We start from the raw sequence: 13,240 nt of genomic DNA on the forward strand, positions 1-13,240 counted from the left end.
TTCGAGTCTCTGAGCCCGTCGAAGAGCGTTTCGTCTCGCTGCGCTCGCTCAACGACCGGGGCGCTTCGTCTTGCTGCGCTCGCTCAACGACCGGGGCGTTTCGTCTTGCTGCGCTCGCTCAACGACCGGAGAACCGGTCGTTGAGCGAGCGAGGAACGAGCGAGACGAAATGCGACCGACCTACTGGCCGCCCTCGGTGAGCGTGACGTCGATCGGCGTGTACTCGCCGGCGACCTCGACCCCCTCGTCCTTCAGTTGGGCCAGCGCCTTCTCGATGTACTCGTTCGAGTACGCCGAGTCGGCCGGCTCGGTGGTGATGAGCTCGAGGTCGTCCTGGTTCTTCGCCGACAGCGCTCCGGCCACGGTCTTGTCCCAGGCCGCCTTGTCGACCAGGCCGAAGTCGGCACCCGTCCAGATGAGCTTGTTGACCTCGTTCATCTGCCACTGCTGGTGCACGGGACCCACCGGGAACGCGGCCTCCGCGTTCGAGGCGATGTCGTAGACGATCGACGCCGCCTCCTCGGGATTGTCGCGCGCGAAGATCCAGCCCTTCGTGACCGCCTTGAGGAACCGCACCGCCGCGTCGGCGTAGGCGGGGTCCTCGTCGAGGCGCTGGGTGTCGGCCCAGATCGCATCCTGCAGCATCGCGCCCTCGGTGTCCTCGTACGAGATCACGTCGAAGTCCTCGGGCTGGTAGAGCTGACCGGTCGCGGGGTTCACGACCTCGAGGATCTGCGCCCACTCGTTGTACGTCATCGCCTGCGCGGCGTCCACGTCCTTGTCGAGGAGGGCGTTCATCGAGAAGTCCTGCGTCGTGATCGACACGGTCGTCGAGTCGAGGTCCTCTGCGGCCATCGCGGCGAAGATCTCCCACTCGTTGCCGAAGCCCCACGACCCGATGCGCTTGCCCTCGAAGTCGGCGACCGAGGTGATGCCGTCGCCCTTCCACGACACCTGCAGCGTGCCCGACTTCTGGAACACCTGTGCGATGTCGGTGAGCTCGACCCCCGTCGCCTCCAGCGTGCCCAGCACCTTGGGGACCCACGCGATGGCGAAGTCGACGTCGCCGGCGACCAATGCGTCCTGCGGCACGATGTCGCCGCCGGACGGGATGATGTCGACCTTGTCGAAGCCCTCCTCCTCGAAGTACCCCTTCTCCTGCGCGACGTAGTAGCCGGCGAACTGCGCCTGCGGCAGCCATTGCAGCTGCAGCTTGATCGAGGTCAGCGGTTCGAAGTCCTCCCCGCCGTCCGTGCTGTCGCCGGAACCCCCGGACCCGGAACAGGCGGCGAGCGCGAGTGCCGCCACGGCGACGACCGATGACGCGGCCAGGCCGCGTCTCATGCTGTGTCTCATTGCGTTCCTTTCGTGTGGTGCGTCGGGTACTGCCCGCCGGTCAGTCCGGCGACCGCCTCGTCGCCAGCCGCTCCAGGAGCGAGGTCACGAGGAAGAACACGAGGCCGATGAGGATGCCGCCCAGCACGTACGCCCACGCCAGCGCGGCACGACCGGACTTCGCGTAGGTCGCGATGGCCGTGCCGATGCCGTCGGCGGGACCGCCGAAGTACTCGGCCACCAGGGCCGCGATCACCGCGAGGGAGCTCGCGATCCGCAGCCCGGTCATGAGGTACGGCAGCGCGGTGGGGAGCGTGAGGATGCGGAAGGTCTGGAAGCCGGATGCCGCCGACGCGCGCAGCAGGTCGCGGTGCACCGGGCGGGTCTGGCGCAGCCCCCGCAGCACGTTTACGAACACCGGGATGAACGCCGCGATCGTCGCGACGGCCTGCCGGCCGAACTGGCTCGACGCACCGAACATCGTGTTGAGGATCGGCGTGACCGCGACGATCGGAATGACCGCGAGCGCCGACACGAGGGGTGCCAGCATCCCGTCGATGGGACGGGCGGCGGCCGCGAGGCCGGCGAACAGCAGGGCGAGGAGCGACCCGACGATCAGGCCGATGAGCGCGTTCGTGGCGGTGATCGACATGTCCTGGAGGATGATCGGGAACCGCTTGACGAACTCCTGGGCGATCGCGACGGGACTGGGCAGCATGCGCGGCGCCGTGCCGAGCACGTCCACCCAGAACGTCCAGATCGCAAGGATGAGGATGCCGACCACGATCGGCGCCACCCACCGCAGCCATCCCGGGAGCGTGCGGGGGGCGGCCGGCGGACGTGCGCCCGTCGTGCCGGTCGTCGCCGGGATGACGGCGGTCACGATTCGCTCGCCCTCGTGACGGGGGAGCCGTGGAGCGCCTCGCGGACGGCGGTGACCCGGTCGAAGAACACGGGCGACTCGCGCAGCGCCTCGTCGCGTGCCTCACCGAGTCCCGTCTCGATGACGTCGGTGATGCGGCCGGGGCGCGGGCTCATCACGACGACCCGGTCGGAGAGGAACACCGCCTCCGGGATCGAGTGCGTGACGAACACGACCGCGGCGGAGGTCTCGGCGGCGATCCGGGCCAGTTCGGACTGCAGACGCTCGCGCGTCATCTCGTCCAGCGCACCGAACGGCTCGTCCATGAGCAGAAGCCTCGGCTGCGCGGCCAGGGCGCGTGCGATCGCGACGCGCTGCTGCATGCCGCCGGAGAGCTGGTCGGGGTACCGGTCGACGAAGTCCGACAGGCCCACGAGTTCGGCGAGCTCGGCGACGCGCGAGGCGCGCGCGGCCTTTCCGGCGCCGTGCAGCTCCAGGGGCAGCGCGATGTTCGCGCCGACGGTGCGCCAGGGAAGCAGGCCCGCCTGCTGGAAGGCGATGCCGTAGTCCTGGTCGGCGCGGGCGCGGCGCGCGGGCTTGCCGAAGATCTCCAAGGTGCCCGTCGTCGCCTGGTCGAGGTCGGCGATCAGCCGGAGCAGCGTCGACTTGCCGCAGCCCGACGGCCCGATGAGCGCCACGAACTCGCCGGCCGACACCTCGAGCTCCACGTCGGTCAGTGCCACGACCTCGCCGGAGGCCGTGGGGAACACCTTCCCCACGGCCGAGGCGCGCACCGCCGGCGCGGCCGGGGTCGCGGCATCCGCTGTCGCGAGCTGATCCTGGGATCGAGGGGTCATGCCGACGCTTCTCCTCTGCGGTAGTTGGCGAGGCCGAGGCCGATGAGTGCGACCGAGCCCGCCGCGATGAGTCCCAGGGCGATCGAGCCGAAGCTCGGTCCCCACGGGGCTGCGGGGTCGCTCGAGGCCTGGCCGGCGAGCTGGATGAGCATGCGGCCGATGCCGCCGCGCATGCCGATCGACACCTCGGCGACGACGGCGCCCAGCACCGCGTTGGCCGCCGCGAGCCGCAGCGCCGGAAGGAGGTGCGGCACGGCTGCGGGCAGCCGCAGGCGCAGCAGCGTGGCCCAGTACCCGGCGGCGTAGCTGTTCATGAGGTCGAGGTGGATGCGGTCAGGCGACGCGAGACCGCGCAGCACGCCGACGGCGACGGGGAAGAACGCGAGGTACGAGGCGATCACCGCGACCGACAGCCATTGCGGCCACGTGCCGCCGCCGCGGTCGATCTGGTTGCCGATGGCGTTCACGACCGGCGCGAAGGCGATGAGCGGCACGATCTGGCTCACGACGATCCAGGGGAGCAGGCCCCACTCCAGCAGCTTCCACCGCTGCATCACGAGGCCGAGCACGGCGCCGACCGCGACGCCAATCAGCCACCCGACGGCGGCGATCCCGAGCGTCACCAGGGCGGCGCCGGCCACCGAGACCCACAGCGGCGGGGTCTGGCCGCCGCTGGTCGGCGCGAAGAGGCGCGCGACCATGTCCCACACGTGAGGCATCGCGCGGTCATGCGTGCGGGGGAGGAGCATCACGCCGGACCCGGACTGACCGGCCACCGCGCCCACCACGAACCCCTCGCGGGGCCCCAGGAACTTGTACAGCTCCCACAGGACCAGCACGGCGAGCACGCCGAGGGCGCCCCATCCGGCGGCGATCCAGCCGCGCAGCTCGCCCTGCCTGCGCGCCGACCAGCGCACGGGCCTCATGTCTTGGCCGTCACGTGGGCCTGCAGGGCAGGGATCACCGTCTCGCCGTAGACGCGGAGGGTCTCCTCCTTGTTGTCGTGCTGCAGGTAGCCGGCGAACTGCGTCACGCCGAGTTCGCGCAACTGCTCGAGCTTGGCGATGTGGTACTCGGGCGAGCCGAGGATGCAGAACCGGTCGACGATCTCGTCGGGCACGAAGTCGACGTGGTCGTTCTCCGCCCGACCGTGGGTGTTGTAGTCGTAGCCCTGGCGGCGCTCGATGTAGTCGGTGAGAGCCTCCGGTACCCCCTCGCCGTGATGCCCGTACTTCGCGACGATGTCGGCGACGTGGTTGCCGACCATGCCGCCGAACCACCGGCACTGGTCGCGCATGTGCTCCCAGTCCTCCCCGATGTACATCGGGGCGGCGACGCAGAACGACAGCGATTCGGGGTCGCGGCCGGCGGCGGCCGCGGCGTCCTTGACCGTCTTGATCATCCACGCCGCGATGTCGACGTCCGCCAGCTGCAGGATGAAGCCGTCGCCGACCTCGCCGGTGAGCTTCAGCGCCATCGGACCGTACGCGGCCACCCACACCTCGAGCTCGGAGCCGCGGCTCCAGGGGAACTGCAGGGTGGAGCCGTGGTATTCGACGGGACGCGAGTTCGCGAGCTCGCGGATGACGTGGATCGACTCGCGCAGCTCGGCCATCGTCGTGGGCCTGCCGTTGGTCACCCGCACCGCCGAGTCGCCGCGGCCGATGCCGCAGATCGTGCGGTTGCCGTACATCTCGTTGAGGGTGGCGAAGACGGATGCCGTCACCGTCCAGTCCCGCGTCGCCGGGTTCGTCACGAACGGGCCCACGGTGACGCGCTTGGTCTCGGCGAGGATCGCCGAGTGGATGACGTACGGCTCCTCCCACAGCAGGTGCGAGTCGAACGTCCACACGTGGCTGAAGCCGTGCGCCTCGGCGAGCTTGGCGAGGTGCACCGTGCGGGCGGCGGGCGGGTTGGTCTGCAGGACGACACCGAAATCCATGGTTGCTCCTAGGTTCGCGACGTTTCGTCTCGCTCGTTCCTCGCTCGCTCAACGACCGGAAGACACCGGTCGTTGAGCGAGCGAAGCGAGACGAAACGCGCCATGTCAGATCAGGTACTGGCTCAGGCCGCGCTTGAGGAACCGGCCGTCGCCCTTGGCGCCGAGGTACTCGCCGCCGTCGACCACGACCTTGCCGCGGGAGACCACCGTGTCGACGTGGCCGTCGATCTCGTACCCCTCCCACGCGGAGTGGTCCATGTTCATGTGGTGGGTGCGGCCCTCGCCGAACCCGATGGACGTGTGGCCGTTCGGGTCGTACACGACGACGTCGCCGTCGGCGCCGGGCTGGATGACGCCCTTCCTGCCGTACAGGCCGAACATGCGCGCCGGCGTGGTCGAGGTGAGCTCGACCCAGCGCTCGAGCGTGATCTTGCCGGTCACGACACCCTGGTACATGAGGTCCATGCGGTGCTCGACGGAGCCGATGCCGTTCGGGATCGCCCGGAAGTCGTCGAGGCCGAGGTCCTTCTGGCCCTTCATGCAGAACGGGCAGTGGTCGGTCGACACCATCTGGATGTCGTTGGTGCGCAGCGCCTGCCACATGTGGTGCTGGTGGCCCTCCTGGCGGCTGCGAAGCGGCGTCGAGCACACCCACTTGGCGCCCTCGAACTGGCCCCACTCCTCGCTGAAGGCCCCGAGCTGCTCCTCGAGCGACAGGTACAGGTACTGCGGGCACGTCTCGCCGAACACGTTCCAGCCCTGATCGCGCGCCCACGCCAGCTGGTCGACCGCCTGCTTCGCGCTCACGTGCACCACGTACAGCGGAGCGCCGGTGAGGTTCGCCAGCATGATCGCGCGGTGCGTGGCCTCCTCCTCCATCTGCCACGCGCGGGCGATGCCGTGGTAGTACGGCGCCTTCTTGCCGGCATCCGCCAGCTGCGCCGCCAGCACGTCGATGGCCGGGCCGTTCTCGGCGTGCATCATGGTGAGAAGGCCCGTCTCCTGCGAGACCTGCATGGCCTTGAGCACCTGCGCGTCGTCGGAGTAGAAGACCCCCGGGTAGGCCATGAAGAGCTTGAAGCTCGAGACCCCCTCGTCGACGAGGCCCCGCATCGCCGCGAGCGATTCGTCGTCGACGCCGCCGACGATCTGGTGGAAGCCGTAGTCGATCGCGCAGTTGCCTGCGGCCTTCTCGTGCCACGCGGCCAGGCCGTCCTGCACGCGCTCGCCGTAACGCTGCACCGCGAAGTCGATGATCGACGTGGTGCCGCCCCAGGCCGCAGCCCGGGTTCCGGTCTCGAACGTGTCGGAGGCCTCGGTGCCGCCGAACGGGAGCTGCATGTGCGTGTGTGCGTCGATGCCGCCCGGGATCACGTACTTGCCGGTGGCGTCGATGACGGTGTCGACGGATGCCGCGACATCCGTCCCGAAAAGATGCGAGCCGGGGACGAGCACGGCCGCGATCGTCTCGCCGTCGATGAGCACGTCGGCCTCGCCGCGGCCGGTCGCCGAGACGACGGTGCCGCCCTTGATGAGTGTGGTCGCCATGTCGCCCCCCTTACGGCTTCGCGATCCGGGTGTACGAGTCGGGGCGACGGTCGCGGTAGAACTGCCAGTCGTCGCGCATCTCGAGCACCATGTTCAGGTCGAGGTCGCGCACCAGCAGCTCCTCGTGATCTCCCGAGCCGCGCTCGCCGACGAAGTTGCCGCGGGGGTCGATCACCTGGCTCGTGCCGTAGAAGTCGACCGCGAGGTCGCCGTACTCGTTGTCCTCGCGCCCGACCCGGTTGGGCTGCAGCACGAAGTAGCCGTTGGCCACCGCCGCGGCAGGACCCTCGACCTCCCACAGCCGGTTCGAGAGGCCGGGCTTGGTGGCGTTCGGGTTGAACACCATGTGCGCGTCGGCGAGGCCGAGCTCGCGCCATCCCTCGGGGAAGTGGCGGTCGTAGCAGATGTACATCCCGACCCGCCCGACCGCGGTCTCGAACACCGGGTAGCCGAGGTTGCCGGGGCGGAAGTAGAACTTCTCCCAGAACCGGTCGAGGTGCGGGAGGTGGTGCTTGCGGTACTTGCCGAGGACGGTGCCGTCCGCGTCGACCAGCACGGCGGTGTTGTAGTAGACGCCGGTCTGGTCCTCCTCGTAGATGGGGAGCACCATCACGATCCCGAGCTCCTTCGCGACCGCCGCGAACCGCTGCACGATCGGCCCGTCGGCCTGCTCGGCGAAGCGGTAGTACTTCTTGTCCTGCGTGATCCCGAAGTACGGGCCGTAGAACAGCTCCTGGAAGCACATCACCTGGGCGCCCTGGGCCGCGGCATCCCGTGCGAAGCCCTCGTGCTTGTCGAGCATCGACTCCTTGTCGCCGGTCCAGGTGGTCTGCGAGATCGCTGCGCGTACCGTCGTCATCGTTCCTCCGTTCGCGAGACGGCGGATGCCGTGCTCGATGGGTCCCTCCGGGCGGGGACCGACGGGGTCCGATCGAGGGAGCAGCCCCGCTCCTCGATCCTGTCGACTCGACGTTTCCCGTCGGTTTCGGCCTGTGACGCGACAGTAAAGCCTCGGTACCCGCGGCGCAATGGTCGGCTGGGCAGACCTTTCGAGGGCGGCCAGCGGCATCCGGCGTACATCTCACGACGGATGCGGCGGCCCCGCCGGTTACAGCCGGGGACGGATGCCGCGGCGCGCGGCGTCCCGTAGCGTGAAACGGTGTTCCGCCGCATGAAGAGGTACCAGATCGTCGTCGACGTGGTCCTGGCGGTCTGCTTCTTCCTCGTGGCGTGGCCGATCGAGCTCGTGCTGGTGAACTGGACCGGCGTGGAGATGCGGTTCACCCCGGTTGTCATCGCGATCGCCGGGGCGACCGTCGCGGCGCTGTTCAGCATCGCCCTCGCGCTGCGCCGCCTCTCGCCGGCGCTCGCCCTCGGCGTGGCCTGGGCGGGAGCCCTGCTGCAGGTCGGGCTCGGCCGCCCGCCGAGCTTCTCGGATCTCGCGATCTTCGCGGTGCTGTACGGCACCGCTGCCTACGGCACGCGCGTGGTGTACTGGGCGGGCCTGGGGTCGACTGTGCTCGGCGCGCTCATCATCACCGTGTACCTGATGGCCGACCCGGTGTTCGCCGGCGGGGGGCTCTCGTGGGAGCGTCTGCCGCTGGCGCTGGTCATGCTCGTGGCGGCCGCCTTCGCGCTGGGCCTGTCGTGGACGATCGGCGCCCTGGTGCGCACGGCCGTGCGTGCCAGGGAGAACCGCGAGGCGCAGCAGCGCGCCGAGGCCGAGACCGTCGCCGAGCAGGAGCGCGTGCGCATCGCGCGCGACATGCACGACGTCGTCGCGCACTCGCTGGCCGTGGTGATCGCCCAGGCGGACGGCGCGCGCTATGCGGCGGCATCCGATCCCGCGGTCGCGAGCCAGGCGCTGACGACGATCTCGAGCACCGCTCGCGCGGCCCTGGCCGACGTGCGGCTGCTGCTCGGCCAGCTGCGCCACCAGCAGGGCGACGGTCCGCAGCCCACGATCGCCGACCTCGAGGAGCTGTACGCGCAGGTGCGCGCCGCGGGGGTGCCGCTGCGGGTCGACGTCGACCCGGCCCCGCCGGGCGAGCCGCCTGCGGCCGTGCAGCTCGCGGTCTACCGCATCCTGCAGGAGGCGCTCACCAACGCGCTGCGTCACGGAGCCTCCGGAAGCCCGGTCGGCGTGCGGCTGGCGTGGCTGGCCGACCGCGTCGAGCTGACGGTGCACAACCCTCTTCCCTCCTCCGGCCACCCGCGGCATCCGGCGGGTGTCGCCCCGGGCGACCCGCGGGTCGCCGCGGGGGAGCACGCCGCGGCGCGCGGGCACGGGCTCATCGGCATGCGCGAGCGCGCACAGCTCGTCGGCGGGCGACTGGATGCCGGTGCCGACGGCGACGCCTTCGTCGTGCGTGCGACGATCCCCATCGGGGCGGCATGACACGCTGGTCACGACGGTCCACGCCGAACCGAGGAGTCTCATGATCCGCGTCGCCCTCGTCGACGACCAGGCGCTGTTCCGCGCCGGCATCCGCATGCTCGTCGACTCGCAGCCCGACCTCGAGGTCGTGGCCGAGGCATCCGACGGCCGCGAAGGGGTGGCCGTCGTGCGGCAGACCCGTCCGGACGTCGTGCTGATGGACATCCGCATGCCGGTCATGGACGGCCTGGCCGCGACCGCCGAGCTGCTCAACGACCCCGAGCCGCCGCGCATCGTGATGCTCACCACGTTCGACCTCGACGAGGCGGCCGCGCGCGCGATCCGGCAGGGGGCGAGCGGGTTCCTCCTCAAGGACGCCGACCCCGAGTTCCTGCTGGCCGCGATCCGCACCGTGCACTCCGGGTCGGCGGTGATCGCCGCCTCCGCGACCCGGGACCTGTTCGAGCGGTTCGCGGATGCCGCTCCCCAGCCGATCCCGCCCGCCTACGAGGAGCTCACCGACCGCGAGCGTGAGATCTTCGCGCTGGCCGCCCGCGGGCTCTCCAACGCCGAGATCGCCGCCCGCGAGTTCCTCTCCGAGGCCACCGTGAAGACGCACATCAGCCGGATCCTCACCAAACTGGCGCTGCGCGACCGCGTGCAGCTCGTGGTGTTCGCGTTCGAGCACGGCCTCGCCTAGCCCGACCCGGCAGAATCGGGCCATGGAACTGCAGTTGAGCATGGTCGTGCTCGAGGTCTCGGACCTCGAGGCGTCGGTCCGCTTCTACCGCCGGCTGGGGCTCGACCTCCCTGACGCGGTCGCCGGCAGGCCCGTCGTCGCCCACCGCATGGGAAGCGGCGTGACGCTCCTCATCACGACGGCGTTCGCGTCGGTGTACGACCCGACATGGGCCCCGCCGACGGCCGGCGCAGGCTACTCGCAGATGCTCGAGTTCTTCGTCGGCGAGGACGCCGTCGTCGACAGCACGTGGGCCGACCTGGTCGCGGCGGGATACCGCGGGCGCATGGCGCCGACGCAGACCGCGGGCCCGTATGCCGCGCTCGTCGAGGACCCCGACGGCAACGTCGTGCTGCTGACCTCCGACGAGGCCGCGTCGCCCGAGGCCGGCTGACCCGGCGGGGGGACGGGAACGGACTCAGCGCCCCTCGAGGGCGGCGCGGTGCGCCGCGTACCTGCGACGTCCGATCCAGCGCCATGCGAGCCGGGCCGGAGCCGGCATGTGCTTGTGCAGCCACTGGTCGCCGCCGTCGGGCTGCGCCGCGAGGATCTCGCCCAGCTGCTGCCACGTCTGTCCCTTCGGGATCGCGCGGCGACCGTGCTCGGAGAACCACTCGATCTCGGCCTCGGTGATCGTGTGCTCCATGACGGGCACGATGTTCGTCTCCTCGTCGGGCAGGTGCACGGCGATGGCCGCGTTGACGCCCTCGAGGGCGGCGAGCACGGGCCCGGCATCCGCGGTCGCCGCCGACGCCCGCCACGCGGGCAGCGCGCGATCGAGTGCAGACAGATGCACGAGGAGTTCGGCGTGCTGCGCCTTCATGCGCTCGACATGCGCCGCGCACGACGGTGCGCGCTCGTCCAGCGCGGGCCAGAGCCGCTCGTCCTCGCCCTCGTGATGGGCGTGCAGCCCGAGCGACAGCGTCTCGAGCTGCGTCGCGACGACGGCGGCGTGGGCGGCGTCGCCCTCGCGGACTCCTCGCACGAGGTCGGGGGCTTCGCCGAAGCCGCGCCGGAACAGCCGATGGATCTCGACCATCCCGCCGGCATCGCACGTCTTGGGGCCGGTGGGCAGGTCGCCGCTGGGCGGCAGGGGGGTGGCGGGCATCTCGACTCCTCGCTCGGGCGCGTCGGCTGCACGCGACGTTAGTCCCGGCGGCGCGCGCGCGGAAGATCCTCCTTGCGATGTACGCGGGATGCCTCCGCAGGCCGACGCGCGCGACCGGCCGCCGTCCATACCGTCGGAGGCATGGAACTTTCATCGACCGACCTGGGCCTGGCCGCCCGGGTGCAGCAGCTCACCAAGACCTTCGGCACCGGCGAGAGCGCGGTGCACGCACTCGACGGGGTGAGCGTCGGCATCCGCCGCGGCGAGTTCACCGCCGTGATGGGCCCGTCGGGATCGGGCAAGTCCACGCTCATGCACATCATGGCGGGTCTGGACGCCCCGACCTCCGGTCGCGCGTGGATCGGCGACACCGACATCACCGGGCTCTCCGACCTCGAGCTCACCATCCTGCGCCGTCGCCGCGTCGGATTCGTGTTCCAGGCCTTCAACCTCGTGCCCACGCTCGACGCGCTGGGCAACATCCTGCTGCCCTTCGACCTCGACGGGCGTCGCCCCACCGCGCTCGAGCGCGCGCGCATCGACGGGCTCGTCGAGCGGCTCGGGCTGACGAGCCGTCTCAGCCACCGCCCGCATCAGCTCTCCGGCGGGCAGCAGCAGCGCGTCGCGATCGCGCGGGCGCTGGCGACGGCCCCCGACCTGCTGTTCGCCGACGAGCCGACCGGCAACCTCGACTCACGGTCGGGCCGCGAGGTGCTGGCGCTGCTGGCCGCGGCGAGCCGTGAGCAGGGGCAGTCCATCGCGATGGTGACGCACGACCCGGTGGCCGCCTCGCACGCCGACCGGGTGCTGTTCCTCGGCGACGGCCGCATCGTCGCCGACAAGCCGCGCCAGAGCGCCGAGGAGATCTCGGCCTACATGCTCGCCTCCGAGCTGGGCGCCGGCGCGCCTGCGGCGGTGGCGTCGTGAGCGCGGTCGTCGACACGTCGAGAGAGCGGATGCCGCGGGTCGTGGCATCCGAGTCCCTCGCACGGAGCGGGGGCGCCCCGCTGGCGTGGCTGCGCGAACGCGGCATGGGCGCGAGCGTCCTGGTGGCGGCGATCTCGAGTGCGTTCGGTGCGATCCTGCTGAGCGCGACGGGCTTCATCGCGGCGGTGCTGCGGGCCGACCCCTTCATCGGCGACAGCGGCACGCTCGCCGTGGTGCTCGCGATCATGAGCGTGCTGCTCATCGGGGTCGCGGTGTACGTGGCCGCGATCGTCACCGCGAACACCTTCGCCACCGTGATCGCCGGGCGCACCCGCCGCATCGCGCTGCTGCGCCTCATCGGCGCGTCGGCCCGGTCGCAGCGCGCCGAGGTCGCCCGTCAGGGGCTCCTCGTCGGCGTGATCGGCGCCCTGGTGGGGCTCGTCGCGGGCACGCTCGCGTCGTGGGCGGGCGTCGAGGTGGCCGTCCGCCTCCTCGGCATCGACGGCGTCGACTACGCCGTCCTGCAGCCCGTGCTCGTCGCTCCTGCGGCGGTGGTGGCGCTGACCACCTGGGCGGCCGCGTGGGCCGGATCCCGGCGCGTGCTGACCGTCACGCCCCTGCAGGCGCTGGGCGGCTCGGTGGAGGCGTCCCACGACGACCAGGTGCGCCGCGGCGCGCGCAACGGCGTCGCGATCACGCTCTTCGCGATCGGCGCCGTGCTGCTGGCGGGCGGCATCGTGCTCGGCCTGGTCTCGCCGCTCGGCGTGATCGTCGCGTTCTTCGGCGGCATCTTCTCGTTCACCGGGCTCGCGATGGGGGCGACGCTGGTGATGCCGCCGGTGCTGCGCCTGGTCGGCCGGCTGTTCGGCTCGTCGGCCACCGCACGCCTGGCCGCCGAGAACGCCCTGCGCTACCCCGAGCGCTCCAGCCGCATGGCCATCGGCGTCGTGATGGGCGTCACGCTCGTGACGATGTTCGCCGTCGCGCTGGAGTCCGTGAAGGTCGTGCTGACCACCTCGGCGGGGGGCGAGGCTCCGGCCGAGCTCACCACGATCATCGACACGTTCTCGGGCATCATGATGGGCCTGGTGGCGGTATCGGCGGTGATCGCGGCCGTCGGGCTGGTGAACCTCCTCACGATCGGCGTCGTGCAGCGCCGCCGCGAGCTGGGCCTGCTGCGCGCGCTCGGCGTCTCGACCGGGCAGGTGCGCGGCATGGTGCTGCTGGAGGCCGCCCACATCACGATCGCCGCGACCCTCACCGGTCTCGTGCTCGGCGTCGCCTACGGATGGGCGGGGGCGCAGTCGCTGCTGGGCGCCGTGCCGATGCCGCCGTCGTTCTCGGCGCCCACCCTCGTCGCACCCGCGGTGCCGTGGCTGCCGGTCGCCATCATCGTGGTGGCGACGGCCGTGCTCACGCTCGTCGCGGCGGTCGTGCCGACCCGCCTGGCGACGCGGGTGGCCCCCGTGGCGGCGCTCGCGGAGTGAGGGCTGGCCGAGGGGGGAGACGGATGCCGCGGCGCAGGCTTCGCGCCGCGGCATCCGC

At 71.2% G+C, this 13,240-nt stretch carries 13 protein-coding genes; 5 read left to right on the forward strand and 8 right to left on the reverse strand.

Annotation, left to right across the window (positions count from 1 at the left end):
• Positions 1 to 180 precede the first annotated feature (180 nt).
• The 7 genes from AC1DDU_RS10025 to AC1DDU_RS10055 form a co-directional block, all read right to left on the reverse strand.
• The gene (locus AC1DDU_RS10025; protein WP_477433665.1) at positions 181 to 1,356 is read right to left on the reverse strand and encodes an ABC transporter substrate-binding protein; all 1,176 of its coding nucleotides are present in this window, start codon (positions 1,354 to 1,356) and stop codon (positions 181 to 183) included.
• Positions 1,357 to 1,396: 40 nt separating this feature from the next.
• On the reverse strand, positions 1,397 to 2,218 hold the full coding sequence (locus AC1DDU_RS10030; RefSeq protein WP_477433666.1) for an ABC transporter permease: 822 nt from the start codon (positions 2,216 to 2,218) through the stop codon (positions 1,397 to 1,399).
• Positions 2,215 to 3,054: an ABC transporter ATP-binding protein gene (locus AC1DDU_RS10035; RefSeq protein ID WP_477433668.1), complete on the reverse strand. Its 840-nt coding sequence runs from the start codon at positions 3,052 to 3,054 to the stop codon at positions 2,215 to 2,217. The genes AC1DDU_RS10030 and AC1DDU_RS10035 overlap by 4 nt, the downstream gene beginning before the upstream one ends.
• Complete coding sequence (locus AC1DDU_RS10040; RefSeq protein WP_477433670.1) at positions 3,051 to 3,980, reverse strand: ABC transporter permease; 930 nt, start codon at positions 3,978 to 3,980, stop codon at positions 3,051 to 3,053. The genes AC1DDU_RS10035 and AC1DDU_RS10040 overlap by 4 nt, the downstream gene beginning before the upstream one ends.
• A complete protein-coding gene (locus tag AC1DDU_RS10045; protein ID WP_477433672.1) occupies positions 3,977 to 4,996 on the reverse strand; it encodes a TIGR03842 family LLM class F420-dependent oxidoreductase in 1,020 nt (339 codons plus the stop codon). The genes AC1DDU_RS10040 and AC1DDU_RS10045 overlap by 4 nt, the downstream gene beginning before the upstream one ends.
• A gap of 105 nt (positions 4,997 to 5,101) precedes the next feature.
• Positions 5,102 to 6,544 carry a dihydropyrimidinase gene (gene hydA, locus AC1DDU_RS10050; RefSeq protein ID WP_477433674.1) on the reverse strand — a complete coding sequence of 481 codons (1,443 nt, stop codon included), beginning with the start codon at positions 6,542 to 6,544 and terminating at the stop codon, positions 5,102 to 5,104.
• Between the two features lie 10 nt (positions 6,545 to 6,554).
• Positions 6,555 to 7,403 (reverse strand): nitrilase-related carbon-nitrogen hydrolase, encoded by an 849-nt coding sequence (locus AC1DDU_RS10055; RefSeq protein WP_477433676.1) that lies wholly within the window; start codon positions 7,401 to 7,403, stop codon positions 6,555 to 6,557.
• Positions 7,404 to 7,703: 300 nt separating this feature from the next.
• On the opposite strand from AC1DDU_RS10055, the gene AC1DDU_RS10060 reads away from it, so the two are divergent.
• From AC1DDU_RS10060 to AC1DDU_RS10070, 3 genes are read left to right on the forward strand one after another with little or no spacing between them, the layout of a single operon-like run.
• The gene (locus tag AC1DDU_RS10060; protein ID WP_477433678.1) at positions 7,704 to 8,942 is read left to right on the forward strand and encodes a sensor histidine kinase; all 1,239 of its coding nucleotides are present in this window, start codon (positions 7,704 to 7,706) and stop codon (positions 8,940 to 8,942) included.
• 40 nt (positions 8,943 to 8,982) lie between these two features.
• Positions 8,983 to 9,621: a response regulator gene (locus AC1DDU_RS10065; protein WP_477433680.1), complete on the forward strand. Its 639-nt coding sequence runs from the start codon at positions 8,983 to 8,985 to the stop codon at positions 9,619 to 9,621.
• 22 nt (positions 9,622 to 9,643) lie between these two features.
• Positions 9,644 to 10,054, forward strand: coding sequence for a VOC family protein (locus AC1DDU_RS10070; RefSeq protein WP_477433682.1), 411 nt, complete (start codon positions 9,644 to 9,646; stop codon positions 10,052 to 10,054).
• A gap of 24 nt (positions 10,055 to 10,078) precedes the next feature.
• On the opposite strand, the gene AC1DDU_RS10075 is transcribed toward AC1DDU_RS10070, so the two are convergent.
• Positions 10,079 to 10,768, reverse strand: a complete 690-nt coding sequence (locus tag AC1DDU_RS10075) for a hemerythrin domain-containing protein (protein WP_477433684.1) — start codon at positions 10,766 to 10,768, stop codon at positions 10,079 to 10,081.
• 141 nt (positions 10,769 to 10,909) lie between these two features.
• Here AC1DDU_RS10075 and AC1DDU_RS10080 point away from each other — a divergent pair, with 141 nt between their 5' ends.
• Positions 10,910 to 11,695: an ABC transporter ATP-binding protein gene (locus AC1DDU_RS10080; RefSeq protein ID WP_477433686.1), complete on the forward strand. Its 786-nt coding sequence runs from the start codon at positions 10,910 to 10,912 to the stop codon at positions 11,693 to 11,695.
• 29 nt (positions 11,696 to 11,724) lie between these two features.
• Positions 11,725 to 13,182, forward strand: a complete 1,458-nt coding sequence (locus AC1DDU_RS10085) for an ABC transporter permease (RefSeq protein WP_477436791.1) — start codon at positions 11,725 to 11,727, stop codon at positions 13,180 to 13,182.
• Positions 13,183 to 13,240: the final 58 nt, after the last annotated feature.

This window comes from Microbacterium sp. 05T445, from assembly GCF_056395865.1.

Bases quoted from the DNA above. Each gene is read 5' to 3' on its own strand.
- AC1DDU_RS10075 (WP_477433684.1), bottom strand. From the start codon at position 10,768: ATGCCCGCCACCCCCCTGCCGCCCAGCGGCGACCTGCCCACCGGCCCC.
- AC1DDU_RS10070 (WP_477433682.1), top strand. From the start codon at position 9,644: ATGGAACTGCAGTTGAGCATGGTCGTGCTCGAGGTCTCGGACCTCGAG.
- AC1DDU_RS10035 (WP_477433668.1), bottom strand. From the start codon at position 3,054: ATGACCCCTCGATCCCAGGATCAGCTCGCGACAGCGGATGCCGCGACC.
- AC1DDU_RS10045 (WP_477433672.1), bottom strand. From the start codon at position 4,996: ATGGATTTCGGTGTCGTCCTGCAGACCAACCCGCCCGCCGCCCGCACG.
- hydA (WP_477433674.1), bottom strand. From the start codon at position 6,544: ATGGCGACCACACTCATCAAGGGCGGCACCGTCGTCTCGGCGACCGGC.
- AC1DDU_RS10080 (WP_477433686.1), top strand. From the start codon at position 10,910: ATGGAACTTTCATCGACCGACCTGGGCCTGGCCGCCCGGGTGCAGCAG.
- AC1DDU_RS10025 (WP_477433665.1), bottom strand. From the start codon at position 1,356: ATGAGACACAGCATGAGACGCGGCCTGGCCGCGTCATCGGTCGTCGCC.
- AC1DDU_RS10065 (WP_477433680.1), top strand. From the start codon at position 8,983: ATGATCCGCGTCGCCCTCGTCGACGACCAGGCGCTGTTCCGCGCCGGC.
- AC1DDU_RS10055 (WP_477433676.1), bottom strand. From the start codon at position 7,403: ATGACGACGGTACGCGCAGCGATCTCGCAGACCACCTGGACCGGCGAC.
- AC1DDU_RS10040 (WP_477433670.1), bottom strand. From the start codon at position 3,980: ATGAGGCCCGTGCGCTGGTCGGCGCGCAGGCAGGGCGAGCTGCGCGGC.
- AC1DDU_RS10085 (WP_477436791.1), top strand. From the start codon at position 11,725: ATGCCGCGGGTCGTGGCATCCGAGTCCCTCGCACGGAGCGGGGGCGCC.